This window comes from Candidatus Xenohaliotis californiensis (assembly GCF_963930935.1).
GTDB classification, from domain to species: domain Bacteria; phylum Pseudomonadota; class Alphaproteobacteria; order Rickettsiales; family CAWVOK01; genus Xenohaliotis; species Xenohaliotis californiensis.
The window spans coordinates 16,052-40,687 of record NZ_CAWVOK010000025.1 but is presented as its reverse complement, the minus strand read 5'-3'; the positions used below and the strand labels follow the sequence as shown (position 1 = coordinate 40,687).

Sequence of the window (24,636 nt, the reverse complement as noted above, 5' to 3'; positions counted from 1 at the left end):
AATAGCAGCATAGTATGCACTGTAAGAAATTTAAAATAATTCAAGCAAGAGTTTTCTAATAAAAACTTAAATATTTTACAAAACCACAAACAATAAACTGATTTTGTATATATTATTCTTGATGAAGATTAAAATATTGGCATAATCATTAAAATAAAAATTTATGAACAAAATTTTATATTTAAGCATATGCAATTTTAAAGATAGTGGATTTGAAAACATAAATTTTACAGAAATGCCATGGTATAAATTTATAAAAATAATTGCCAGTATTAAATTAAAAATGGCCATTAATATAAAAAAGTTGCATAAAACAACTTGACAAGTAACTCAAAAAAATTTGATGTACAATGCATAAATTAACAATAAATTAATACACTAATAATGAATTTCAAAAAAATACTATTTGTTGATAGAGATGGTACACTGATTGTTGAGCCACCAATAACAGAACAGATAAATTCTCTTGAAGAATTAAAATTCATGCCATTTGTAATAAGCTCATTAAAAAAATTCATTAACAATGGATTTGAAATAATAATGGTAACTAATCAAAATGGATTAGGAAGTGTAAACAATCCTTTGGAAAATTATAAACTAATAAACAAAAAGATGTTTGAAGTATTTAACAGTGAAGGAATAATCTTTTCCAAATTGTTTTGCTGCCCACATTTTGCATCTAATAATTGTAACTGTCGTAAGCCAAAAACTGGTTTAGTAGATGAATATCTGAAAACAATCCATATATGCAAAAAACACAGCTTGATGGTTGGTGACATACAAACTGACATGCAGTTTGCTAAAAACATTAAAGTTCATGGATTTTTAATCTCTGAAACACAAGGTTGGCCAGAAATAACAAAATTAGCACTTTCTGGTCTTAAAAATTAGCAAAAATAAACAAATAGTAGATAAAATAATACAAAATAATACAAAATAAAATTAATTTACATTAAATAGTTCACACAATGCTAGCATGGTAATGCATCAAAGCATGCCACTTCTTAATTGAAACTAAAAAACTGAAACAGCTAGATATAGAATGTTTTCATAACAAAAAGCAAATTAGAGACCTGCTGTTGGCATAGGCAGACCCATAAAAAACCTTGTTTTGGTTATTTTTTACTTATGGTAAATGAAGCACAAAAAAACTTTATCCAAAAAACTTTTAAAGAGGTATGGTTTGTCTTTAGAGGTGGGGTGAAAGATGTCTTAAATAAAATTTACAATACATGCAATTTGTAAAATAATAAATATATAAAATAATGAGCTAAATTTATTTCAAGCTATTAATACAAAAATCAACTATCATTCCATGTCAACATACAAATTAGCATAAACAAATTATATTTAATATAGTATTAACTATCATCCAAGTATGGGTTGTATATTGCTGTTATAATGTTATAATAGTATTTGAGTTCTTTGAATACTTTAGCTATTTTGTAAAGCCATATTGTGGTATCTCTGATGCTAATCATGTGAATATTACATTCTTCTTGTTATTAAATTTAGATTTATTAATAACACTGTGCTAATAGAATAGCATTGTATGAAAACAGCTCTTATTTTTAATTGCTGTTTATAAATAGCTATAACATAATGCTAAATGGAGATAATTAATGATTAATGGTACAGTAAAGTGGTTTAATTTAAATAAAGGATATGGCTTTATCCAACCTGATGATGGAACGAATGATGTATTTGTACACATAAGTGCAGTAGAAAAAGCTGGTTTAGTCAAATTAACAGAAAAACAACGAGTAAGTTATGAGGTTACAAGCAATAGAGGCAAACACTATGCAATAGAACTTAAACTACTTGATGCTAACACAGTTTAAAACTTTTACAGGCACTATCTATAATCTAAAAAACTTCTTAAATGGCTGCATTTTACATAGCTAGGAACAAATAATGAAAAATTTTGAAACAATTGGACTTCCAAAGTCTTTATTGCATACACTAACATATATAGGATTTCACACTCCAACGCCCATTCAGATACAAGCCATTCCTCCAGCACTAAATGGTCAGGATATTTTAGGATCTGCTCAAACTGGCACAGGAAAAACAGCTGCATTTGGCATACCATTAGTAGCAAAATTAATATGCACAAAGCATAACTCAGCATTAGTAATGACACCAACACGTGAGCTTGCAACACAGGTTATGCAACAACTGCAAAAATTACTAGGGAAAAAATCAAATATAAAAACCACCTTACTGATAGGTGGCGAGCCATTGCCAAAGCAGATAAGACAAATAAAGCAAAACCCACGCCTTATAGTTGGCACACCAGGGCGCATAAATGACCATCTAGTGCGAGGCAATTTAGAATTAAATGATACTGACTTTTTAGTTCTAGATGAAACTGATCGCATGCTTGATATGGGCTTCTCTGCTCAAATTGAAAAAATTATTAATTTCATGCCGGAAAAAAAACAGGTTCTACTTTTTTCTGCTACACTGCCAGAAAATATCAAAAAAATCTCAAGTAAATACTTAAACAATCCAGCATACATAAGTATAAAACATACAAATAACATAAACTTAAAAATCAAACAGGAAGTTGTTCAGGTAAGCATAAATGATAAATATAAACAACTTCTCATACAATTAGACAAGAGGCAAGGCACTATAATTGTCTTTGTCAAAACAAGACACAATACAGAAAAAATAGCAGAAATGCTATCCAGTAATAATTATAGTGTTGCTGCAATACATGGTAACTTGCATCAAAGAAAGCGTGATTCTATTATGAAAGCTTTTCGGAAGCAAAAATATAGAATTCTAATTGCTACAGACATTGCTGCGCGTGGGTTAGATATACCTCATATTGAACATGTTATTAACTACGACCTACCACAATGCCCAGAAGACTATATACATCGAATTGGGCGCACTGCACGTGCTGGTGCTACAGGTTCTGCAATATGTATAGTAACGCCTGCTGACAAATATAAATGGAATTCTATAAACAGTCTAATTAATGGTAATAGCAATAGCGATAAAAACACAAAAGTGTATAAAACTAACACAGGAAAATGCATTAAAAAACCTTATGCAAAAAAAAAATATAAGAATAAAAAACTAACAATAGCAAAATAATAGACTATTTAATTTGCAAATATCTGAACCTAAAATTAGCATTAATTTTTAGCACTTGATATCATAGACATAATAATATAAAAATTACTAGATAGTATGGTAAATAAACTCATGGTAGTAAAATGCAAACTATTCTATTAATATTAGGCATAAATCCAACCAATTCATCTAAAGGTCATTACAACCATGGATTATTTAATGCTGCAATAGTTACACTGGAATCAAAATATCATATACTAACCACTGCTGTAGCAGAGGATTGCATCATAGAGAAAGAAATTGATAAATTTAAACAAGCAGATATAGTAATATACCAATATCCTATTTATTGGTATATGCCACCTGCAGTGCTAAAAGAATATATAGAAAGTGTATTTACCTATAATATATTTTTCACTGAAAATAATGATGGAGATTATGCCTCAGGTGGACTGATGAATGGTAAAAAATTCATGTTATCAACCACATGGAACAGCCCTGCTAAAGCATTTGAGAATCAAAAAGCATTCTTTTCAGGGAAAACGCCAAATGATATATTATTACCCATGAGGAAAGCACATATATATTGTGGCTTTAAAGAACTACCTCATTTTTCATGTCATAATATAGTAAAAAAACCAAATTTTGACAATGATAAAGAACGTTATAAGAAACACTTGCACAATATATTGCTGTCATAATCTGCTAACAGCTATAAAACATACAGTAAATATTTAATAATTTTTGCAATTCAGGAGGCATTCTATCTAAAATTTAGCAAATCAGAACTCCAAAATTGTAATGATAAATTTTTATTAAGATCAAAAACTACTCCTATTATACTTTGCTGATTTGCTAATTTTTGAATTAGTCAACAAACTAACTTTTCATAAAGTGATTTCATTTAAAAATTTTTATATATCTTATTGCTAAAATAACAACTTAAGTACAGCAACAGCAACAAATTTAATGCACACTATGCACACTATTCTAGTAATTGCAATTATCAACTTAACTATTGCTTTATTCTATCATACTAGTTATTAGTTATTTAATCATCTGCCTACACTTGATCAAATAATGCACTTGACATTTCTAAATATTTGATATAAATTATAATCTTAAATTCTTAAGTAAATATTTTGAGCATAGGATGTTTGCAGTCATTGGCACAGGTGGGAAGCAGTATGTAGTAAAACAGAATACTATAATTAAAACAGAAAAAATACTTGGAAATGTTGGTGATATTATCAAAATAAAAGAACCATTAATGATTTCAGATGATGCTAATAAGCTAAGCTTTAAAAAAGGCAGTGTAAATCTTTGTATCCTTGAACAAAAAAAAGATAAAAAAATATATGTATTCAAAAAGAAAAGACGTAAAAATTATAGAAGAAAACATGGCCATAGACAATTTGTTACTATACTAAAAGTTGCTGATATTAATCTATAAAAATGAGGTACTAATTATATGGCAACAAAAAAATCAGGTGGGAGTACACGGAAGACTAAAGACTCTGCAGGACGTAGGTTAGGGCTGAAAAAATATGATGGTCAAACTGTTAGAGCTGGTAATATAATTGTACGTCAGCGAGGTACAAAATTCTACCCTGGAAAAAACACAGGTATAGGCAAAGACCATACTATTTTTGCAAAAATTGATGGATATGTAAAATTTATAACTGGAGCACGATTAAAAAAATACATACATATCTTAGAGGACAGATCTTAGTATTTACCAATATCTTTACTACTTTTTTGTCTTGTGCTCCTCAAATATTTAACAAAACTCTTAGTCATTTTACTAAATTTAGTTTTAGCATTTTTTGACTTAGAATCATAGTTAGTCTTATCTTTAGTGAAGCCAAGCTCAGATTTACCACCTCTTAATGACTCTGCATAAATACCAGTTCTACTTCCAACTGATCTAAATTTATGGGCAAAGCCAGACTTAACTTCCAACAAAACATTTGATTTAACTTCATCATCAGTCATTTTCTTGGAGTCATGTGCAGAATCAACCTCTACAAAGCTAGAATCACTTACAGTACCATGCGTGGCACCATAGTTCATTGCCCTAGCTGACATTGCACAAAATCTTCTTAAATCATCTAAACCAATTCCTACACCGTTAACTACACTTTGAACTTCTGTACTACTGCAAGCATCCACATCATTCAATAATTCTTCCAGAGAAGCAAAACCTAATATGTTTCTACCAGAATAAAATAATTGCTGCTTAACTTGCACAGCTTTAATAGCTTTTACAACCTCTGCTTTATCTGTTGAGTCCAAAACATCACTCATAACAAGCCTATAGAGATCCATTTTTAAACTAGGTATTATTTTAAAACCCTTACAAGGATCTGAATGCAAATTATGCAAAAAATCTCTAACTCTTAAATAATGCCTAGCATCTCTCTCTACACTTTTATCAACAATATCAAGATCTACTGATCTAATTGTTCTTCCAACAGCTGTTGGAGTTTTAAGCCATGATTTTGATAGTTGAAAAAATTCCCTCATGTCAGACAAACTAATTCCATGAAAATTCATGGCATTAACAATACCATCAACAATAGAGATATCTTGCTCCTTAAAACTATCTGGCAGCCCACCTCTTGCCACAACTATTTTTCCTAAACTCTTGCTTTTAATGCTATTATTGACAAAATAATCCATCATTCTAGCAAAATCAACAACATTCTCACCATCAAGCTTACTATGCTGGTATGCATCATGCACTGCCAACAAACCTTTAGTAATAAGCTTTACTTTTGATGAATTCCAATTTCCTTTACTATCTACTGCCTCATACAGCAAAACATTAAAAGCATCCTCAAAAGCCTTGCCCTTAAATTTAGTTTCATCTCTTTTTTTTACAAAACTAACAGCTTCTTTTAGACATTTTTTGGCGCTACTGTCAAGAAGCTTCCATTGACTTTCATCAAGCTTAACACCTGTTCTACCATTGGTAATAATATATCTTATGGCACTATTCACTATGGCTTTTGCAGCCTCTTCTTCTACTAAATCAGTAAACCATTTTTTTTCATGAAGAAAACCAAATCTACTATAACTATTAGCTGCATCTTCTCTATCCATAGCATCTTTAATATGCTTAAGCAATTCCATATCATCAGTCTTAGAGTCAATATTGGATTGAATGCCTGAATAATTTGTATGACGAAGAATAGAATTTGCTGGATAAAACATTGCTCTTTTATCAACTGGCAAATGTTGTACTTCAACATTTCTTTTAGCCAAAGGTGTGCCATTAGCCATGCTATTAGCTAAAAATGTGCTAACATCTTTATTATGAAGAATATTTTGCACAATCTCCCTAAATAAAATATTCTTGCTGTTGTTATTAATAATATTTTCTGCAAAAAAACCCCTCACTTCATCATCATCTGTGTAGTTTGCAGATCCTAAAAAACGATCTAACTCAGCAATATTATCAGGATCTACTGCTGCAAAATTAAATTGAATAGCAACATTATGATCTGCTAATTGTTTATCTATTTTTAACAAAGCACTGCTATCAATTTTTTTACCATCAATTGTAAAACTCTCTTTTCTTAACAAACTATTTAAATAGTTCTCTATAAAGTGAGAATAATAATCAGATGAAACGTTAAGAGCATGAGTTAGTAATTTGTCATTATAGGTTGGCATACAAAACTAACAATTAATTTATTACACTATCATCTTAGATTAACAATATTAATTCTTGTTTAAAATGTCTTAATACTTGGAATTACAGTAACTTCTTTCAATCAAACACAAACACTTAGCAATTTTTGTTACATAAATTCAGACTATTATTATCATATAGTTTATATGTGCTCACATCGAATGTCTCAGTACAATTGATAACAGTACCTTGTGCACTAGGTCAAATCTTCTTAATTATTGTCTTTTCATGCTAGTTGTATATAATATTAACTAATATATCTTCTGCATCATCCATAATTATGCAAAAAAATAATTACAATGCTGAATCAATACAAGTGCTTAAAGGCTTAGATGCTGTAAGAAAAAGACCTGGTATGTATATAGGTGACACAGATGATGGAAGTGGCTTGCATCATATGGTATATGAAGCTGTAGATAATGCTATTGATGAATCATTAGCTGGATATTGCAATAAAATTATCATTACCTTATACACTGATAACTCTATATCTGTTGAAGATAATGGCAGAGGAATACCAACTGAAATTCATAAAGAAGAAGGTATATCAGCAGCTGAACTTATTATGACACAACTTCATGCTGGTGGTAAATTTGATGATAATACGTATAAAATATCGGGTGGATTGCATGGTGTTGGTATATCGGTAGTCAATGCTCTTTCAGAGTATTTAGAACTAACAATATGGCGCAATAGTGTTGAGTGGCATATGCAATTTACAAAAGGTGAGGTAATAGAAAAGTTACATAAAAACAGCACAACATCCAAGCAAGGAACACTAATAAAATTTAAACCTTCAAGACAAACATTCTCCAATATTGACTTCAATAAAAACATTCTAGCAAAAAAATTCCAAGAATTATCATATCTTACACCAGGGGTAAAAATAATATTTAGAATAGAGGAAGATGGCCAAGATGGTGGCATAAAAGAAGAAACTTTTTATTCTATAGATGGACTAAAAAGCTTTGTTTCTCATATAAATAAAAACAAATCTATGATCCATAATGAAATAATATTCAACTCATCTACTAATCAAGAAAAACAAATAGAAATCTCTTTTGCACTTGCTTGGAATGATTCATACTATGAAAATACACTATGCTTTACAAACAATATTGTCCAAAAAGATGGAGGATCACATTTAGCTGGTTTTCGATCTGGATTGACCAAGGTTATAAATAACTACATATCAATACATAATTCCAACAAAAAAAATGCTATTGTAGTTAGTGGTGATGACACACGTGAAGGATTAACATGTGTATTGTTAGCCAAAGTACCTGATCCTAAGTTTTCATCTCAAACAAAAGATAAATTAGTTAGCTCTGACGTTAAGCCTATTGTTGAAAACGCTGTAACAAAAAAACTATCTACTTGGTTTGAGGAAAACCCAGGGGAAACAAAAAAAATTATTGGAAAAATTATGTCAGCAGCTACTGCACGCGAAGCTGCTCGCAAAGCAAGAGAAATTACCAGAAAAAAAAATATACTTGAAATAAATGCCATGCCTGGAAAGTTAGCAGATTGTCAAGAAAAATCTCCTGAAAAATCAGAATTATTTATAGTTGAAGGAAACTCAGCTGGTGGTTCAGCTAAACAAGGTAGGAGCCGTGCAAAGCAAGCAGTACTAGCATTACGTGGTAAAATATTAAACGTAGAAAAAGCAAGATTTGATAAAGTACTAGCATCAAATGAGATTGCATCACTAATATCTGTAATGGGCACAAACATTAGTCATGAGTTTAATATTGAAAAAATTAGATATCATAAAATTATCATAATGACTGATGCTGATGTTGATGGCTCTCATATAAGAAGCTTGTTGCTAACTTTCTTCTTTAGATATATGCGTGAAGTTATTACCAGTGGATATTTGTTTATTGCACAACCACCATTATATAAAATACGCAAAGGTAGCCAATCTATTTATCTCAAAAATGATCAAGAGCTTGATAAATATCTATTAAAATCAGCAACCAACAACCTGTCAATATCACTCACAGATGAAGTAAAATACAAAGGTGATGCAGTTATGGATCTTGTTACTTCGTGTAAAAAAATTCTAAAAAAAATAAACCAAATATCATCCAGCACACCAAAACATATTATTGAAGTAGCTGCAATTGCTGCAAGCAAGGAAATAAGAAGTGAGTATCTTCCAGAGGCAATTATCCAAATGATGAACAAAATACTCAGTGATGAGAGTGCAAATAAATGGCAAATAACTGCAGGAGATGATGAGTTTAAACTATCAAGAGTAATATATGGATCAATAGAGAGTCATACAATAAATAATCAAGATATAAAAAATATTCAAGAAATTGCCCAAATAATCAAACCTATAACAAACATATTCTCACCAGAAGCATTGATAAAATATCACAGTAAAACATATTCCCCACAAACAATATCAGAATTGTTAGATATTATATGGTCTGTTGGTAAAGAGGGAATTTATCTGCAAAGATTTAAAGGGCTAGGTGAGATGAATCCAGAACAATTATGGGAAACAACACTTGATCCAGAGAATCGCACATTATTACAAGTAACCATTGAAGATGCACAAAAAGCTGATGAATTGTTTACAGTACTTATGGGTGATATTGTTGAACCACGTCGTAACTTTATTGTTGAAAATGCTATAAATATAGAAAATATTGATACATAATCCAGCAATGTCTCAGTCAAAAGTTATTTCTTTATGCAATTTTGACTGGTTTATCAAATAGAATTTCTTCTTTGTTTTTTAAAAAATTTTTTTATGTCTGTATCTTTTAAAGAAGGATGTGCTTCTGATGAATCTTGAGCTTTCTCATCATTCTCTTTGAGAGCTTGCTCAGTGCTATGTTGATCAGGTATATTTATATCTTGGTCAATTTTTATATCCATATCTTTTAAAGAAGGATGTGCTTCTGATGAATCTTGAGCTTTCTCATCATTCTCTTTGAGAGCTGCTTGCTTATAGTCTTGCTTAGTAGGTTTTGTTTGTCTGATATTATATTGGGTATTACATGCAACTTTTATATCTTCCTCTAGTTCTTTTGAAAAATCTTCCATATCTTCCATATTTTTTTCTATTGATTTTAATATCTTCCTCCCTTTATTTTTGAAAAATACAGCTCCTGCTATAGCCACTACAGCAGTGCATGCTAACGCTGATAAAGCTGCAACTGATGTTGCTGCAATTATGCTAAAAGCAATAGCTGCAACTGCTATTATCATAAAAAAATCAGTTGTAAGAACAATAGCATCATATTTTTGTACAGCATTTTTAGCATAATATTTCTTTATCAAATTTCTTTCTTCTTCTTGGTTTGTCATGTTATACAAAATATTGCCAACTGTGTGCCTGTTGTTGACTTTTGCTGACTTCATAGATACTACTGCTCCATTGCCCTCTTGCATTGTGTATTCAATCATATCAAGTTCTGCTAGTATTGTGATGAATGTAATAATACTTATTGCTAAATTTGTATTAGCATCTTCATTGGGGTTTATAAATATCAATGAACCATCACTGTTAAATTCTATATTTTCCTTAGCATCAACTGGCAATAACACATCAGCTAAATTTTTAACACTAACATGTGATATTTTGCCATTAAAAAACTGTACGATATTTTGTTCACTTTTTAGGTTGCTAATTTTGCTTGTTTTAAATTTTTTAATTAAAGGAATTGACCTAGATTTATAGCATTCATCTATATTGTCATGATTTATTTTATTCCAATATGATTTCAGTATTCTGCTAATACTATAATCAAAATCATCAACTAACGTCATTTTTATAAAACAATAGTATTTTTATATTATTAGTTGATATTATGTTATTTTTTTAAAAAAAAATGTTAATTTCATATGTTGTTTGATAAATCAATAGTAATATTTCATCTTATTGTTAATTGATATAAGTATAAATAAAGTGAGTAAAGTGAAAATTTAAATATTCTTCTTTTCAAATCAAGCTGACTTTTCCTTGTGCCATTCTTGCAAAATTTAGCATACTATCTGACATTGTTATAAACTTTACAAAGTTTTACCTTACAAAATCATATTGTCAATACTATATCATATTTTTATTTGAGTTATCTCAATGAACACAATCATAACATTAAAAATACATTTTTCAAAAAAATATTCTAGAATTAGAATAATATTATTTTTTCTTATTGCTAACACTTTTCTAGTGTCTTTAGCAATATTTTTGTTTATTTTTTATTTATGATTATATCAACTACAAGCTTAACAAATTTGTTTATCTTGTAGATCAATTTTTCATATCTTAAATTTTTATAGAAAGTATCAATTATTACAATATAAATTAATTTTTACTAAGCAATTTTAAGCTAAAACATAATCCATCAATATTGATATAAAATAATACATTGCTATAATGCAAGGTTAGTATCTAGTTACTTCAATGTATGTGTATGCAAATCCTAAAAATCCTATTAAAAGATGCAAAACGGTAATCTTAATTAAGGACAACAATACTGTATCATCCATATATATGCCAAATTATCTGCAGAAAATCATATTGCTTTCTCTGTTAATTATTTTAGGGTATGGAATTTTTATCAAAATTAAACTAAACATTCAATCTAATCAGATATCAAAAATTAGTCAACAAACACGGTGCATACAAAATGAAAACAACAAACTGAAAAATGAGCTGCAAAAAACAACAAAAACTATAGAGACTATAGCATCATATTTTGAATCCATGCAACCATCTAGCAATCAAAGAGCTAATTCAATTAAAGAAAGATTGTCTGAAAGAATAGAAACAATGGAAAAAGCACTGAGCAACACTCAACTTATTCGCAGTGCAAAAATAGCAGAACAATTAAATAAAATACAATCTATTAGAAATATTTGTGATAAAGAAGACTTAAGCTCAATTTCAACTATTGGCAATCAAATACATCAACTAATAATCTTAGAGCAATTAATGGATCAGCTACCATTTGGCGCACCTTTTATAAATACATTTAGAAAAACAAGTGGATTTGGCAATAGAAAAAATCCAGTTAATGGCAAGATTTCATTTCATGGTGGTATAGATATGGCATCTGAGTTAAATGCAACTATATATAGCACAGCAAATGGAGTAGTAAAATTTGCAGGTTCTAGAGGATCTTATGGTAATATTGTGGAAATTGACCATGGTAACAATATTAGCACTCTCTATGCTCATTTATCAAAAACATTAGTAAAAAAACATCAGAAAATTAATAAAAATACAGCTATTGGAAAAATGGGTAGCTCAGGCAGAAGTACAAGCCCACATTTACATTATGAAATACGAATCAACAAAGAACGCATTGATCCAAATAAATTTTTAACCATTACTAAAAATGAGAGTAGCAAATGATATTTAAAAATTCTAAAAAAACTCATAAATCAACAATCCCATCTATTATATCAGAAGATGCAAAAATACAGGGCACAGTCATTAGTAGTGGCAGTATTGAGGTTGCTGGACAAATTGATGGCAATGCTAAATGTAGAGCAATAAATATACATAAATCTGGGGTAGTTATTGGTGACATTATAGCAGAAGATGTAATAATTAGTGGCAAAACTAGAGGCAATATTAAAACAAAAAATATTTTTCTAACTGAAACAGGAATAGTTGTAGGAACTATTTGTTATAAAAATATTATAATAACAAGTGGCGCACTAATTGATGGCAAGCTTTGTAAGGTAGAACAAAATCAAGCTATAAAAATAACTACTAATAAGGATATGAAAAATAATTTAACAAATGAACTAAAAAATGATAAAGAAAAAATATGAGCATTATATGCAATAATATATCAGAGTTTAAAAAACAAATCAGAGACCACCATCCAATAATAGCATTAGACATGGGCTTAAAACGTATTGGTATTGCAAAAAGTGATAATGATCATAAATTTGCATTCCCTGTGAAGACCTATTACCGCAAAAATATACGATATGATCTATGGCATATTACAACATACATAAAAAACAACAATATCTTTGGATTAATTTTTGGAGTTACTAACCAAGACAAGGATACTGATTATACAATACATACAAAGATATTTGCAAAAAAAATATTACAAAAATTAACCTATCAAAATAAAATTATGCCAATTTTGTTATATGATGAAAATTTTACAACATTCTTTGCAAAATCAAGAATGCAGCAGCTTAATTATTCAAAATCATGGTCAAAATTACATACAGATGAAATAGCTGCCAATATTATCTTAGAAGAAGTTTTGGCTAATTTATAAATACAAACAAAAACCTGTTGTTAAACTTTCATTCAATTAACATAATTCTAAATAATACCCCCAAAAAAACTGCTTCCAGATCATTAAAATATCATAGTAGCATCAGTTGTATAAGTTAACCAAGAATTAATAATAAATTGATATAACAATGGAGGTTTAAATGTATAATAAAAATATAGGGGGTTTTTACACAGACAGAGAAATAAATTTAGATGAATCTGAATACTTCCAAGAAAATATAGATACATTACGTTATCGATCACTCTGGCGTGCAGTAATTATGCAAGCATTATTGGATGCTATAAACAATTCTTCACGTACTGAAGAAAAACTTGCTAAAACACAATCACATTCCTGGCTTAATGACTTATCAAATGATTTCTTAATCATATGTAATATGGCAGAATACAATGCACTGTATGTTAAAAAAAAAGCTGTAGAGGTAATTAACAAACATAATAAAAAACCTATCATATTTTATAAAACAAAAAACAATACAAGGCAAGCAAAAAATAAAAAAAATACAGCGCTAAATCACAATCAATGCATGCACAAATCACAAAATGAATAAATGGCAGCACATAGCCACTGCAAGCATTGCAAAAACTGTAAGTAACATTGTAAAACTAATGACCAATGAATCTAAAAACAGTGGCACTAATATTGACAATATAATATCAAACTTATCCAAATTAACTGACATTTGTATTAAGTTAGAAAAAATAGACTACTGTAAGCAAAATGAAGACATTGATGACAATTATATAATACAAAATTATTTAAAACGCTTAATGAAAAATTATGAGCACCATGAAGCTAATCTAACAGCTTCTGCAACACCTGAGATCAAAGAACTGCCAAAAAAACCTAATAATATTAACAACAATGCTAAGAATATTGGCGGCAAATAAGATGGCACAAGAAATAAGTTGAATGCTGTTGTCTTGCTCATAGTATTAGTATTATGAGTATTTGCATCTACTTCATAAAAAACATATTGCAAAGCTTGCCAAAAATAAAATAAACCAATAATAGAACCAACAATTACTGAAAAAACAGCTAAATAATTGCTACTCAATAATGCTGATTTAAGAATAACCCATTTGCTTATAAAACCAACTGTAAAAGGTAGTCCTATAATAGATGCTGTGGACAGAAAAAACACCAAATAATCCATAAATAATAGCAAATTCAATCCTTTCTTGGAAAGTGATTGATGATTATTACTATTACTAATATTTGATGCTACCATAAACAAAGCTGATTTAGCCAATGCATGACTTAGCATGTGTATAATTGCAGCTGTCAGAGAAAGTTTGGTATTAATTACAGCACAGATGATTATATAACCAATCTGAGCAATGCTAGAATTGGCAAAAATCCTACGCAAATCTTTGCTTTGAGATGCTATTACAGAACAAACCAACACTCCTAAAGAAGATGAAATTATTAACGCCTTGTCAACACCAATTCTGCTAAGCAAATGCACACTAAATAGTCTGAATAAAACTTGCAGCATTACATAAAGATTAATCTTAGTGCCAATGCCAGCGAGAATAACTACAAAAGAATGTGGTGCACAACTATATGCCTCTACAATCCAAGTATGCATTGGAAATATAGCACTTTTCACAGACAGTCCAACAATTATCAGAGCAACGCCTACAATTACTGAGCTTATATTTCCAGCATTATGTGGCAAACTTGCCGACATTTCAGGCAAACTCAATGTTCCAGTTTTTGCATATAAAAAACCTAAGCCAAGCAGATAAAATGTTGACCCCAATGTGCCCATAACCAAATAGTCAAATGCAGCTATTAAAGATTGCTTTTTATTACCACAAGCTATAAGTGTATATGTTGAGAGTGCAGTTATTTCAAGAAACACATATATATTAAATAAATCATCACTAACAACAATTCCAGACATACCAGCAGCAAAAATCAACAGTATACAGTAAAATATATTAAAACGATTAGAAGGCAGGTCATTTCTAATAGTAGACCATGAATGAATTACAGTAGACAATAGTATTATATTAATCAAAAAAAGCATTATAATTCCCAGAGGGTCAAGCCTAAGGCCAATTCCATAGGGAGGGTTCCATCCACCAACACTATAAAGTAAAACTTTTCCCTTGTACTCTAAATAAAGAAATAGCACAAGAACTAGCACAATAATTGAAGAAAGCAAGGAAATAAACCATGGTATAAAGAAGCCATGGGCAAAACTTGCAAACAATGCCATAGCTATAGGGCAAACAATAACTAAAATTAATAATTTTTCCAATGATATCAAGAGTTAATTTTTGCATATTCTATCAACTACATTATTTTAAAGCAAGTTGATGAGGTAATTGTAATTCAATTAATTTTCATAGTTAATATTAAATAATGAATAAACAATCTATTTTAATTCAAGAAATTAAAAAGTATTAAATAAAATTAACCACAAATTATACATAAAGCAAATTTCATACATAATAAAGCATATTTTGACAAAAAAATAATATTATGCATAAATAAAAATTAGTTATTTATAATTATTATATGTATAGACATGGACATAAATTACTTCATACTTTCAATCACACTTACTGTTTTTGTATTTATCTATGAATTATTAATACATGGAATGCTGCTGAGCAAACTATATAATAAAACACCAAATATATGGAGAACAAAAAAAGAAATATGTAAATTGTCGCCAATCATGATTACAGTACAAACAGCATCAGCATTTATGATTACATTGCTATTTTTCTATAGTCATGCTAATAATGGAATATATGAAAGCTTAAATTTTGGCATAATAATTGGACTTCTTTTTGGCTCTATGTCTTTAGGATTTTATACAATACTGCCTGTTTCTAGTAAACTAGCAATCTGCTGGTTTATATTTGGTTTCATTGAAGGGTTGTTAGCTAGCTTACTGTTAGCAATAATAAATCAATGCTTACATGTGCACATTTAAAAATACATCCAGAAACTGCATTTTATCTAAAAATAACACAAAAATAAAAAAATTCTCAAAATACAAATATTAAAGCATATTTGTATAGTTTTATGCAGCATACTTGATTACAATATATCTTGTATAGATAATTCTCTATTTAAATAATTTTGCCATAATTAATATAATGTCATATAAAAAACATTTTATAGAATTAAAAAAAAGAATTCTTCTCTATTGTGTATTTTTTATGGCAGTATTTGTATTATGTTACATCAAATCACACTATATATATAACATACTGTTAAAGCCACTGTACAATACAGGAAGTGTGTCAAATATAATATACACAAATCTAACAGATGCTTTTTTTACCTATCTAAAAACAGCATTGTTTACTACCATATGCCTCACCTTTCCATTTCTACTTTGGCAAATATATTTATTTGTAGCACCAGGTCTGTATCTCCATGAAAAAAAAACATTTGTCGTATATTTAATATTCTCACCACTGCTTTTCCTCTTAGGTGCACTATTAGCTTATTGTGGAATAATGCCAATTGCATGGCATTTTCTAACTAGCTTTGCAGATAAAAACAACAAAATAATATTCTTACCAAAAATAGATGAATATTTATCACTAGCAATGAGTTTAATATTTGGATTTGGTGCAGCATTCCAAATGCCATTATTATTATCTATAATGTCAAAAGCTAATATAATAAATGCTAATTGGCTGCGTAAAAAACGAAGAATTGCTATAATACTAATATTTCTCATTGCTGCCATACTGACCCCTCCAGATATCTTAAGCCAAATATATCTTGCGATACCACTCATGTTGCTTTATGAAGTATCAATAGCTCTATGCAGTTGGCAAGCACGCAGCAAACATTTGGATAAATTAAAAATCAACAGTCACTAATTTGCTATACAGTAATTTTTAATATATCATTATATTATAATTAATAAAGATATAACATACTATGAGAATCCTTGTAAGTAATGATGATGGGATAGATAGCGAAGGAATAGATATATTAACTAAAATTGCTAAAAATTTTTCAAATGATGTATGGGTAGTTGCTCCTGCTAAAAATTGCAGTGCTGCAAGCAGATCATTAACAATTAAAGAAAAACTGACAATAAAACAACTTAGTATGAACAAATTTACTGTAGATGGCACACCAATTGATTGTCTTCTTGCAGCATTATATAAAGTAATGCCTGAAAAAAAACCTGACCTAGTACTGTCTGGCATAAATAGTGGTGCTAATCTAGCTATGGATATAGGATATTCTGGCACCGTTGGCATAGCGATAGAATCAATGCTGCAAGGCATTAATTCTATCGCCATTAGCCAAGAATATTCATCAAAAAGCAACCCTACTGTAAACTGGGATGTTGCACATATTGTGGCAAACAACACAATAAGTGCATTAATACCACTAATGCCTGCATTAAGTAGCTTTCCAAAATTATCCTTTAATGTCAATATACCACATAGACCAAAGGGTATACGTGCAACTAGGCATGCTATAATGATACCAACTACAGGATTACGAAACAGCAAAGATGGCAATGTTGATGAATATCAGATACATGGTGGAGCAATAAAGGCAATGAAATTATATAAAAATATAAAATCAAAAAATATTAAACCATATAAAACAATACCTAAGAATGAAACTGATTCTCTGGAAAATCTTTTGGCAATGCGCATAAATAATGACCCATTGGCACATATAGATGACAATTCAGATCTAGCCACAGTATCTAATGGATATGTAAGTGTAACTCCTCTTTCTATCAATATGAACAATAATAACATCTTACTAAACAGCCTATCAGAACAATTGACCACCACATGGCAAGACCAAAAAGAATAAATAATTATGAGTAATATGATGCTTTTAAAAAATTTTAAAATTTATCTAAGTAAAGAAATATTTATAGTGTTTCTTATGGGAATTGCCAGTGCAATACCACTAACTCTATTAGGGTCAACACTATCTGCATGGTTAAATGATTATGGAATAAGCAAAAAGACTATAGGGCTTTTTGCAATGATTGGCCTTCCATTTTCAATTAAATTTGCTTGGGCTCCAATAGTTGACAATATCAGAATACCAATAATCTATAAAATATTTGGCAAAAGATGCTCATGGTTAGCATTAATACAAATAATGATTGCTGCAGCAATTATGACTCTTGGCATGCATCAGTTGACAGTCTTAGATGGATCAATAAAAAATATTGCTTTGCACACATTAGTTATTGCCTTTCTTGCGGCAACACAGGATATTATAGTTGATGCTTACCGTGTTGAGCTCCTGTCAACCAAACAACAGGCGGCTGGATCTGCTACAGCTGTTTTTGGCTACAGAATTGGCATGCTTATATCTGGTGCATTTACACTCATGTTAGTTGATTTTTTAAAAAATTTAAACTATCAGAATGCTTGGAATAAATCATACATTATTATTTCTTTGGTTATGATTATTATACTCACAGCAATACTGTTACTATCAGAAAAACAAGAAAATGAAATAAAATCAGAAGCACTAGATCCAAAAAGTATTATTAAATGGCTAACACACTCTCTTGTTGAACCATTAAAAGATATAGTAAAACGAAAACATTGGATTCTTATTTTAATTCTAATTGCCTCCTTTAAACTTGGTGATGCTTTTGCAACATCATTGTTCACGCCATTTCTAAGAGATTTAGGCTTCAGTTTAATGCAAATTGGCATGGCACTTAAAATTTTTGGCATGATAGCAACAATTATTGGTGGATTTCTTGGTGGCACTTTAGCTTATAAAATCAACCTAATGAATGCTATATTGCTTTGTGGAATAGTGCAATCAATAACCAATTTAGTGTATATAGCTCAACATCATATTGGCAATAACATATACATGCTTTATACCACTATATCTATAGAAAATATTGCTGGTGGCATGGGAACTGCAGTATTTGTGGCATATATATCTATGCTATGCAATAAAAAGTATACTGCAACTCAATATGCACTTCTAACATCAGTAGCATCAATTGGTCGTACAACACTTGCATCATCAAGTGGTTTTGTAGTTGATGCTTTTGGATGGGATGTATTTTTTCTTATTAGCATTGTGCTCACTATACCAGGAATATCAATTTTATTATTCTTCAAACATCAACAAAATTATAAAACAAAAACTATTAACACTTCCAGCAAAGAACAACCAGCATAAAGCCATAAATTTACTTACCTTTACTCATAACAAAAAAATTAGAGACTGAAATACTGGTAATAAAACTAATACAAACATAGGCTATTGCAGCATCAAAAGTATCATATGTAAGGTATACTGCTGAAAAAAATGCCATTAATGCAACAGTGTGAGTACTCAATGCATTAACAACTAACAACTTATCAAACCTTGTATCATGCAAAAAAAATGCCAGCAAAAGTAAACTGATACTAAACAAAATCGCAATTAATGCAATAAGCAACATACTAAATCTCAAGAGTATTGAGCAAATAATAAGCTAGCATTTGTGCCACCAAATCCAAATGAATTTGACATAGCACACTGCACTTTAAAACTTTTTGCATGCATTGGCACTAAGTCAAGATTCTTATGACTCAATATAGGATTCTGCAAATTAAGAGTTGGTGGAACTATATTATTTGCTATTGATAATACAGTTGCCACAGCTTCAACACCACCTGCTGCACCCAGAAGATGTCCAATAGATGATTTAATAGAAGACATATAGAGTGTATGCAATCTTTTATCAAGCTTAAATAATGACATTACAGCATTTAATTCTGCAAGATCACCTATTGTAGTAGAGGTACCATGTGCATTCAGGTAATCAATATCATCAAAATCCACATTAGCATCATTTGCAGCATTTTTCATTGCTGATATAGCGCCAACACCACTTTCTGGTGGTGCTGTTATATGGTGTGCATCACTTGAGACACCATAACCAATAAGCTCAGCATATATTTTAGCATCACGTTTTCTAGCATGCTCATAGTCCTCTAAGATTAACACTCCAGCTCCTTCGCCAATTATAAATCCATCTCGATCCTTATCCCATGGACGTGATGCATTCTCTGGTTGATCATTAAATTTAGTTGAAAGTGCTCTGCCAGCAGCAAATCCTGCAACAGCTATTGGGCAAAGTGCAGCCTCTGCACCACCAGCAACAACTACATTGGCTCTACCATGACGAATCATCATTGCTGCTTCACCTATAGCATGTGAACCAGTTGAGCATGCAGAAACAGCAGAAAAATTAGCACCACAATATTTATGCCTGATGGAAACATGTCCTGGTAACAAATTTATTAATGTTGAAGGAATAAAAAATGGACTAACTTTCCTAAAACCAAACTCATGAAGCTTAATTGACACCTCTTCTATTTGCGGCAAACCACCAATTCCAGAACCAAAAACAACTGAGGTCATTGCTCTATCAAAATCATTTTCTGGTTTCCAGCCAGAATCATTTATTGCTTGATCAGCAGCAGCTATTCCAAGTAAGATAAAATTATCAACTTTACGCCTTTCCTTAGGTGTAAGGTATAATGATGGATCAAACCCATCTGGATTGCTATCACTTTTATACTTAACTGGTGCAGCAATCCTGCAAGGCAGAGAACTAGCATCAAATTGATCAATTTTAGTTATTCCAGAGGTACCATTAATAAGATTATTCCAAGATTCTTTGGTATTAATTCCAACTGGAGTAACCATTCCTAAACCAGTTACCATCACTCTTCTGTTTTTATTAACCATGTGCTTAAGCAGTGCTATTGTTATTAATTTTATCTTCAATATATTTAACAACTTCACCAATTGTAGAGATAGATTCAGCATCACTATCAGGAATGCTTATATCAAACTCATCTTCAAAATCCATAATTAATTCAACTATATCAAGACTATCTGCACCTAAATCGTTAGCTATATGAGATTTCATGCTTAAGTCATCAGCATTTTTTATATCTAGTCGTTCAATCATTCTTTTCTTAACTCTCTCAAGAACATCATCCATATTGCATCCTCAAACTAATAAATTTTTAATAAATTACGCTAATAAAAAATTTATGCAAGCAGAAAATAACTTAAATAATCATCTTTTTTGGATGAGTTAAATTATACCATGCATAAATCATCATTTTATTTATTGTAACATTTGAAAAAAGTGTGGTCAATACTCCAATACCTAAAGATACTGCAAATCCACGAATTGGGCCTGTGCCAACTAAAAATAGAATTATAGCAGAAATCAATGTAGTAAGATTAGAATCTACAATAGTAGTAGTTGCATTACTGAAGCCATCCTCTATTGCCCTAAAAATTCTATGACCACTCCTAACTTCATCTTTAATTCTCTCAAAAATTATTATATTACCATCTACTGCCATTCCTATAGTTAAAACTATACCAGCCATTCCAGGAAGTGTAAGAACAGCATGCAAAACAGTTAAAGATGCTAATAAAAGAATTAAATTAAACAATAATGCAACAACTGCAAATAAGCCTAAAATTTTATAAATTACAACCATCATCAATCCAATGCCAATAAAAGCTATAACCATACTCTTCTTGCCAGCTAATACAGATGATTCACCTAGTGTAGGACCCACAATCCTTTCTTCTACAATTTTGAGTGATGCAGGAAGTGCACCAGTGCGCAAAATTAATGCTAACTCAGCAGCACTTTCCATGGTAAAATTACCACTTATCTCTCCTCTGCCTGCAACAATAGGCTCTTTAATGGTAGCTACTGTCATTAACACATTATCTATCATAATTGCTAAATGCTTACCAGCACTTCTTTGAGTTAGTGCTGCAAATCTCCTAGTTCCAATAGAATTAAATGCAAAAGAAACCACAGGTTGATCATTGCGACCATAAGCCACTATTGCACTTCTTAGCAAGCTGCCATCAAGCTCAACTTTCCTATATATCTCATAAAGCTTGCCATTGCGATCCTTCACCATTTTAGTTGGTTTAGCAAAATTTTTCGACTCTTTAGAATCGCTGACTAAATGAAAAGTCATCTTAGCAGTAGAACTAATAATCTTTTTTATCTTATTAGCATTTTCAGAATGTGGTATTTGCAACAATATTGAATTAGATCCTTTTATTTGAACTGACACCTCACCAATACCCATAGCATCTATTCTTTTTCGTATATTCTTTATTGAATCAAGCAAAACATCACGCTGCAGACGTTTAGCATATTGCTTTTTCAATCTAATTTTTACCAAAGATGTGTTTGATAAATCAATATCAAAACTAACCCTAAAATCACCAAAAGAACTCTTCAATAGCTTGCTATCAGACCCACCAATTAGTGAAACAACAACCATATCTTTTTCTTTTGAAATGCTGTGATAAGAAATTTTAGCTTTCTTTAAAGAATTACGCACTTCATCTATAGCTCCATCCAAAAAATCACTAACATAGCCATCATAATCAATTTGCATTGTTATGGATGACCCACCACGCAAATCAAGACCAAAGTGTAATCTACTTTTTGGCAGCCAAGCAATATCATTGCTAAAAAAATTAGGTGCAGCAAAATAACTAGCAGCAATCAACAAAATAACTACAAAAAATAAACCAGCATAGGACATTTTAAGCATATCATCTCAAAATCTTGTTTATAAATATTAATTCAGTTAAAATATTATTATAGATTATTATTCTACAATAAGTTGTCATATCATGCAAAATAAAGAAACAATACTAGTAGCATCACTAAACAAATGTACAAAAGCATTCAAAGCAGTCTTTTTATTTGGAATGGCCACAAACATTCTGATGATGTTTATGCCAATATACACAATGCAAGTATTAGACAGGGTAATGTCCAGTGGTAGCTTGGAGACATTAGTTATGCTAACTATTATTACACTATCTGCCTTTCTATGCATAGCAACATTAGATTTATGTCGTCACGCCATATTAAATAACATAGGTGATTGGTTAGATGAAAAAATAGCACCAGTATTGTTAAAAAAAGCAATTCATATGACCATTTCCAATAATGGCAATTATACAGGGGATGCATTGCGTGATCTAAACACCCTTAAGGCATTTATAACTAGCAGTGGAATATTCTCATTATTTGATGCCCCATGGTCAATATTATATCTAGCACTAATATTTATGATACATCCAGCTACAGGTTTCTTGGCTATATTTGGCATAATATTAATGCTAATACTAGCTATATGGAATGAAAAAAGCACACAATCTAATATAAAAGAATCAGCTGAAAAATACATGAAAAATGTACGTGATATTGAGATAGCAAACAGAAATGCTGAAGCCATGGAAGCTATGGGAATGTCTAATGATATAATCAATGAATGGATGAATAGAAGCAAAGACCTAAGAAAGATCCAAGCACTGTCAAATGGAAGAACATCAATTATACAAAGCATCACTAAATTTTCAAGAATGACACTGCAAATCATGGTTATTGGTCTTGGAACTTTTATAGCAATAAAATACCATAAATCAGCTGGTGGAATTATTGCTGCCTCTATATTAATGAGTCGTGCCATGTCACCATTTGAATCTGCAATAATAACATGGAAGAATCTTATTAATGCACGTTTATCCTATAAACGTATTAATAACATGCTTACTAATGTTGCTGACAGAAATGAATCCATGGAATTACCAGAACCTAAAGGCATGATTGATTTTGAGAAAGTTGTTTTTGCCCCTCCAGGCACTAACAAACCAATAATTAAAGGGATTTCTTTCAAAGTAGATCCTGGAGCTATAGTTGGTATTGTTGGACCAAGTGCAGCTGGAAAATCAACTGTTGCAAAAATGCTAGTTGGTGTCTGGAAACCAGTAGCTGGAAGAGTCTCTTTAGATGGATGTAGTATGCATCGTTGGCCTAGACCATTATGCAAAAAATATATAGGATATTTACCACAGAATATAGAATTATTTAATGCTTCAATAAAAAAAAATATAGCAAAGATGGACAATGATCCAGATCCAAATGCAATTGTCAATGCTGCCAAAATAGCTGGCATCCATGAAGTCATTCTATCATTACCTAATGGATATGAAACAATAATTGGGGAAAAAGGATTAGAACTATCAGGTGGACAAAAGCAAAGAATAGGAATAGCACGAGCATTTTATGGTAATGCAAAACTAATTATTCTAGATGAGCCAAACTCTAATCTTGATCAACAAGGTGAGCTTGCATTAGTAAAAGCATTAGGGTATGCAAAACAGAATGGTATAACAACATTAGTCACCACCCATAAAACATCTCTTCTTACACATGTTGACAAAATTCTTGTTATGCAAGATGGAATGATTGCAGCATATGGAAAGCGTGAAGATATACTAAAACAACCAGAAAAAACCACATAACGCCTAATATAACAACATCTCTCTAAATTAAAATTTACTCACAATGTTTAATAAATTTAGAGCAATAAGGACAAACTGCACCATCAGAGCCAACAAACAAATAAACTGTTGGGTGTGGGCTTACTGCATCATCACCATTGCAAGTGCATATAAAAAAATTATTATCACACATAAGAGCCTGTAAAATAACTAAACAAGTACATCATTAGC

The 24,636-nt window shown here is 30.6% G+C and carries 25 protein-coding genes; 17 read left to right on the top strand and 8 right to left on the bottom strand.

What is annotated here, in order from left to right:
* Nucleotides 1-163 precede the first annotated feature (163 nt).
* The 7 genes from AABI72_RS03005 (at nucleotide 164) to rpmA (ending at nucleotide 4,819) form a co-directional block, all read left to right on the top strand.
* The gene (locus tag AABI72_RS03005; protein ID WP_338364265.1) at nucleotides 164-322 is read left to right on the top strand and encodes a hypothetical protein; all 159 of its coding nucleotides are present in this window, start codon (nucleotides 164-166) and stop codon (nucleotides 320-322) included.
* A 62-nt stretch (nucleotides 323-384) separates the two neighbouring features.
* Nucleotides 385-891, top strand: coding sequence for a histidinol-phosphatase (gene hisB / locus AABI72_RS03000; RefSeq protein WP_338364262.1), 507 nt, complete (start codon nucleotides 385-387; stop codon nucleotides 889-891).
* Nucleotides 892-1,622: 731 nt separating this feature from the next.
* Entirely contained in the window at nucleotides 1,623-1,841 is a 219-nt protein-coding gene (locus AABI72_RS02995) for a cold-shock protein (protein ID WP_338364259.1), read from the top strand.
* 73 nt (nucleotides 1,842-1,914) lie between these two features.
* Nucleotides 1,915-3,108: a DEAD/DEAH box helicase gene (locus AABI72_RS02990; protein ID WP_338364257.1), complete on the top strand. Its 1,194-nt coding sequence runs from the start codon at nucleotides 1,915-1,917 to the stop codon at nucleotides 3,106-3,108.
* Between the two features lie 122 nt (nucleotides 3,109-3,230).
* Nucleotides 3,231-3,788 (top strand): NAD(P)H-dependent oxidoreductase, encoded by a 558-nt coding sequence (locus AABI72_RS02985; protein ID WP_338364254.1) that lies wholly within the window; start codon nucleotides 3,231-3,233, stop codon nucleotides 3,786-3,788.
* Nucleotides 3,789-4,240: 452 nt separating this feature from the next.
* Complete coding sequence (gene rplU / locus AABI72_RS02980) at nucleotides 4,241-4,540, top strand: 50S ribosomal protein L21 (RefSeq protein ID WP_338364252.1); 300 nt, start codon at nucleotides 4,241-4,243, stop codon at nucleotides 4,538-4,540.
* A gap of 18 nt (nucleotides 4,541-4,558) precedes the next feature.
* Nucleotides 4,559-4,819 carry a 50S ribosomal protein L27 gene (gene rpmA / locus AABI72_RS02975; RefSeq protein ID WP_338364251.1) on the top strand — a complete coding sequence of 87 codons (261 nt, stop codon included), beginning with the start codon at nucleotides 4,559-4,561 and terminating at the stop codon, nucleotides 4,817-4,819.
* Here rpmA and AABI72_RS02970 read toward each other — a convergent pair.
* A complete protein-coding gene (locus AABI72_RS02970) occupies nucleotides 4,816-6,765 on the bottom strand; it encodes a hypothetical protein (protein ID WP_338364249.1) in 1,950 nt (649 codons plus the stop codon). The genes rpmA and AABI72_RS02970 overlap by 4 nt on opposite strands.
* A 299-nt stretch (nucleotides 6,766-7,064) precedes the next feature.
* Here AABI72_RS02970 and gyrB point away from each other — a divergent pair, with 299 nt between their 5' ends.
* Nucleotides 7,065-9,455 carry a DNA topoisomerase (ATP-hydrolyzing) subunit B gene (gene gyrB / locus AABI72_RS02965; protein ID WP_338364247.1) on the top strand — a complete coding sequence of 797 codons (2,391 nt, stop codon included), beginning with the start codon at nucleotides 7,065-7,067 and terminating at the stop codon, nucleotides 9,453-9,455.
* 53 nt (nucleotides 9,456-9,508) lie between these two features.
* Here the strand turns inward: gyrB and AABI72_RS02960 are convergent, their stop codons facing one another.
* Complete coding sequence (locus AABI72_RS02960) at nucleotides 9,509-10,570, bottom strand: hypothetical protein (protein ID WP_338364245.1); 1,062 nt, start codon at nucleotides 10,568-10,570, stop codon at nucleotides 9,509-9,511.
* Nucleotides 10,571-11,297: 727 nt separating this feature from the next.
* Between AABI72_RS02960 and AABI72_RS02955 the strand changes: the two genes are divergently transcribed.
* From AABI72_RS02955 to AABI72_RS02940, 4 genes are all read left to right on the top strand, one after another.
* Nucleotides 11,298-12,161: a M23 family metallopeptidase gene (locus AABI72_RS02955; RefSeq protein ID WP_338364243.1), complete on the top strand. Its 864-nt coding sequence runs from the start codon at nucleotides 11,298-11,300 to the stop codon at nucleotides 12,159-12,161.
* Nucleotides 12,158-12,586 (top strand): polymer-forming cytoskeletal protein, encoded by a 429-nt coding sequence (locus AABI72_RS02950; protein WP_338364241.1) that lies wholly within the window; start codon nucleotides 12,158-12,160, stop codon nucleotides 12,584-12,586. The genes AABI72_RS02955 and AABI72_RS02950 overlap by 4 nt, the downstream gene beginning before the upstream one ends.
* Nucleotides 12,583-13,053: a Holliday junction resolvase RuvX gene (gene ruvX / locus AABI72_RS02945; protein WP_338364240.1), complete on the top strand. Its 471-nt coding sequence runs from the start codon at nucleotides 12,583-12,585 to the stop codon at nucleotides 13,051-13,053. Before AABI72_RS02950 ends, ruvX begins: the two co-directional genes overlap by 4 nt.
* 160 nt (nucleotides 13,054-13,213) lie before the next feature.
* The gene (locus tag AABI72_RS02940) at nucleotides 13,214-13,624 is read left to right on the top strand and encodes a hypothetical protein (protein WP_338364239.1); all 411 of its coding nucleotides are present in this window, start codon (nucleotides 13,214-13,216) and stop codon (nucleotides 13,622-13,624) included.
* Nucleotides 13,625-13,852: 228 nt separating this feature from the next.
* On the opposite strand, the gene AABI72_RS02935 is transcribed toward AABI72_RS02940, so the two are convergent.
* Nucleotides 13,853-15,301 (bottom strand): proton-conducting transporter membrane subunit, encoded by a 1,449-nt coding sequence (locus tag AABI72_RS02935; protein WP_338364238.1) that lies wholly within the window; start codon nucleotides 15,299-15,301, stop codon nucleotides 13,853-13,855.
* 387 nt (nucleotides 15,302-15,688) lie between these two features.
* On the opposite strand from AABI72_RS02935, the gene AABI72_RS02930 reads away from it, so the two are divergent.
* The 4 genes from AABI72_RS02930 to AABI72_RS02915 all read left to right on the top strand — a co-directional run bounded on the left by AABI72_RS02930 (nucleotide 15,689) and on the right by AABI72_RS02915 (nucleotide 19,245).
* Complete coding sequence (locus AABI72_RS02930) at nucleotides 15,689-16,027, top strand: hypothetical protein (RefSeq protein WP_338364237.1); 339 nt, start codon at nucleotides 15,689-15,691, stop codon at nucleotides 16,025-16,027.
* A gap of 166 nt (nucleotides 16,028-16,193) precedes the next feature.
* Complete coding sequence (tatC, locus tag AABI72_RS05000; protein WP_410520602.1) at nucleotides 16,194-16,931, top strand: twin-arginine translocase subunit TatC; 738 nt, start codon at nucleotides 16,194-16,196, stop codon at nucleotides 16,929-16,931.
* A 61-nt stretch (nucleotides 16,932-16,992) separates the two neighbouring features.
* A complete protein-coding gene (surE, locus tag AABI72_RS02920) occupies nucleotides 16,993-17,895 on the top strand; it encodes a 5'/3'-nucleotidase SurE (RefSeq protein ID WP_338364234.1) in 903 nt (300 codons plus the stop codon).
* A 6-nt stretch (nucleotides 17,896-17,901) separates the two neighbouring features.
* The gene (locus AABI72_RS02915; RefSeq protein WP_410520601.1) at nucleotides 17,902-19,245 is read left to right on the top strand and encodes an AmpG family muropeptide MFS transporter; all 1,344 of its coding nucleotides are present in this window, start codon (nucleotides 17,902-17,904) and stop codon (nucleotides 19,243-19,245) included.
* A gap of 10 nt (nucleotides 19,246-19,255) precedes the next feature.
* Here AABI72_RS02915 and AABI72_RS02910 read toward each other — a convergent pair whose 3' ends face one another.
* From AABI72_RS02910 to secD, 4 genes are all read right to left on the bottom strand, one after another.
* Nucleotides 19,256-19,462 carry an MrpF/PhaF family protein gene (locus AABI72_RS02910; protein WP_338364231.1) on the bottom strand — a complete coding sequence of 69 codons (207 nt, stop codon included), beginning with the start codon at nucleotides 19,460-19,462 and terminating at the stop codon, nucleotides 19,256-19,258.
* Between the two features lie 56 nt (nucleotides 19,463-19,518).
* The gene (gene fabF, locus AABI72_RS02905) at nucleotides 19,519-20,805 is read right to left on the bottom strand and encodes a beta-ketoacyl-ACP synthase II (RefSeq protein ID WP_338364229.1); all 1,287 of its coding nucleotides are present in this window, start codon (nucleotides 20,803-20,805) and stop codon (nucleotides 19,519-19,521) included.
* A gap of 4 nt (nucleotides 20,806-20,809) precedes the next feature.
* On the bottom strand, nucleotides 20,810-21,064 hold the full coding sequence (locus AABI72_RS02900) for an acyl carrier protein (RefSeq protein WP_338364227.1): 255 nt from the start codon (nucleotides 21,062-21,064) through the stop codon (nucleotides 20,810-20,812).
* A gap of 70 nt (nucleotides 21,065-21,134) precedes the next feature.
* Nucleotides 21,135-22,664, bottom strand: coding sequence for a protein translocase subunit SecD (gene secD, locus AABI72_RS02895; RefSeq protein ID WP_338364225.1), 1,530 nt, complete (start codon nucleotides 22,662-22,664; stop codon nucleotides 21,135-21,137).
* Nucleotides 22,665-22,746: 82 nt separating this feature from the next.
* On the opposite strand from secD, the gene AABI72_RS02890 reads away from it, so the two are divergent.
* On the top strand, nucleotides 22,747-24,426 hold the full coding sequence (locus AABI72_RS02890) for a type I secretion system permease/ATPase (protein WP_338364224.1): 1,680 nt from the start codon (nucleotides 22,747-22,749) through the stop codon (nucleotides 24,424-24,426).
* 34 nt (nucleotides 24,427-24,460) lie between these two features.
* Here AABI72_RS02890 and AABI72_RS02885 read toward each other — a convergent pair whose 3' ends face one another.
* Nucleotides 24,461-24,598 carry a hypothetical protein gene (locus tag AABI72_RS02885; RefSeq protein WP_338364222.1) on the bottom strand — a complete coding sequence of 46 codons (138 nt, stop codon included), beginning with the start codon at nucleotides 24,596-24,598 and terminating at the stop codon, nucleotides 24,461-24,463.
* Between the last annotated feature and the right edge of the window lie 38 nt (nucleotides 24,599-24,636).

What these genes read in the sequence shown, in the direction of transcription:
- AABI72_RS02915 (WP_410520601.1), top strand. Translation starts at nt 17,902, where the DNA reads ATGAGTAATATGATGCTTTTAAAAAATTTTAAAATTTATCTAAGTAAA.
- ruvX (WP_338364240.1), top strand. Translation starts at nt 12,583, where the DNA reads ATGAGCATTATATGCAATAATATATCAGAGTTTAAAAAACAAATCAGA.
- rpmA (WP_338364251.1), top strand. Translation starts at nt 4,559, where the DNA reads ATGGCAACAAAAAAATCAGGTGGGAGTACACGGAAGACTAAAGACTCT.
- fabF (WP_338364229.1), bottom strand. Translation starts at nt 20,805, where the DNA reads ATGGTTAATAAAAACAGAAGAGTGATGGTAACTGGTTTAGGAATGGTT.
- AABI72_RS02950 (WP_338364241.1), top strand. Translation starts at nt 12,158, where the DNA reads ATGATATTTAAAAATTCTAAAAAAACTCATAAATCAACAATCCCATCT.
- AABI72_RS02885 (WP_338364222.1), bottom strand. Translation starts at nt 24,598, where the DNA reads ATGTGTGATAATAATTTTTTTATATGCACTTGCAATGGTGATGATGCA.
- surE (WP_338364234.1), top strand. Translation starts at nt 16,993, where the DNA reads ATGAGAATCCTTGTAAGTAATGATGATGGGATAGATAGCGAAGGAATA.
- AABI72_RS02935 (WP_338364238.1), bottom strand. Translation starts at nt 15,301, where the DNA reads ATGGCATTGTTTGCAAGTTTTGCCCATGGCTTCTTTATACCATGGTTT.
- rplU (WP_338364252.1), top strand. Translation starts at nt 4,241, where the DNA reads ATGTTTGCAGTCATTGGCACAGGTGGGAAGCAGTATGTAGTAAAACAG.
- tatC (WP_410520602.1), top strand. Translation starts at nt 16,194, where the DNA reads ATGTCATATAAAAAACATTTTATAGAATTAAAAAAAAGAATTCTTCTC.
- AABI72_RS02960 (WP_338364245.1), bottom strand. Translation starts at nt 10,570, where the DNA reads ATGACGTTAGTTGATGATTTTGATTATAGTATTAGCAGAATACTGAAA.
- AABI72_RS02890 (WP_338364224.1), top strand. Translation starts at nt 22,747, where the DNA reads ATGCAAAATAAAGAAACAATACTAGTAGCATCACTAAACAAATGTACA.
- AABI72_RS02995 (WP_338364259.1), top strand. Translation starts at nt 1,623, where the DNA reads ATGATTAATGGTACAGTAAAGTGGTTTAATTTAAATAAAGGATATGGC.
- AABI72_RS02955 (WP_338364243.1), top strand. Translation starts at nt 11,298, where the DNA reads ATGCCAAATTATCTGCAGAAAATCATATTGCTTTCTCTGTTAATTATT.
- AABI72_RS02940 (WP_338364239.1), top strand. Translation starts at nt 13,214, where the DNA reads ATGTATAATAAAAATATAGGGGGTTTTTACACAGACAGAGAAATAAAT.
- AABI72_RS02990 (WP_338364257.1), top strand. Translation starts at nt 1,915, where the DNA reads ATGAAAAATTTTGAAACAATTGGACTTCCAAAGTCTTTATTGCATACA.
- AABI72_RS02985 (WP_338364254.1), top strand. Translation starts at nt 3,231, where the DNA reads ATGCAAACTATTCTATTAATATTAGGCATAAATCCAACCAATTCATCT.
- AABI72_RS02930 (WP_338364237.1), top strand. Translation starts at nt 15,689, where the DNA reads ATGCTGCTGAGCAAACTATATAATAAAACACCAAATATATGGAGAACA.
- AABI72_RS02970 (WP_338364249.1), bottom strand. Translation starts at nt 6,765, where the DNA reads ATGCCAACCTATAATGACAAATTACTAACTCATGCTCTTAACGTTTCA.
- AABI72_RS03005 (WP_338364265.1), top strand. Translation starts at nt 164, where the DNA reads ATGAACAAAATTTTATATTTAAGCATATGCAATTTTAAAGATAGTGGA.
- hisB (WP_338364262.1), top strand. Translation starts at nt 385, where the DNA reads ATGAATTTCAAAAAAATACTATTTGTTGATAGAGATGGTACACTGATT.
- AABI72_RS02900 (WP_338364227.1), bottom strand. Translation starts at nt 21,064, where the DNA reads ATGGATGATGTTCTTGAGAGAGTTAAGAAAAGAATGATTGAACGACTA.
- gyrB (WP_338364247.1), top strand. Translation starts at nt 7,065, where the DNA reads ATGCAAAAAAATAATTACAATGCTGAATCAATACAAGTGCTTAAAGGC.
- secD (WP_338364225.1), bottom strand. Translation starts at nt 22,664, where the DNA reads ATGCTTAAAATGTCCTATGCTGGTTTATTTTTTGTAGTTATTTTGTTG.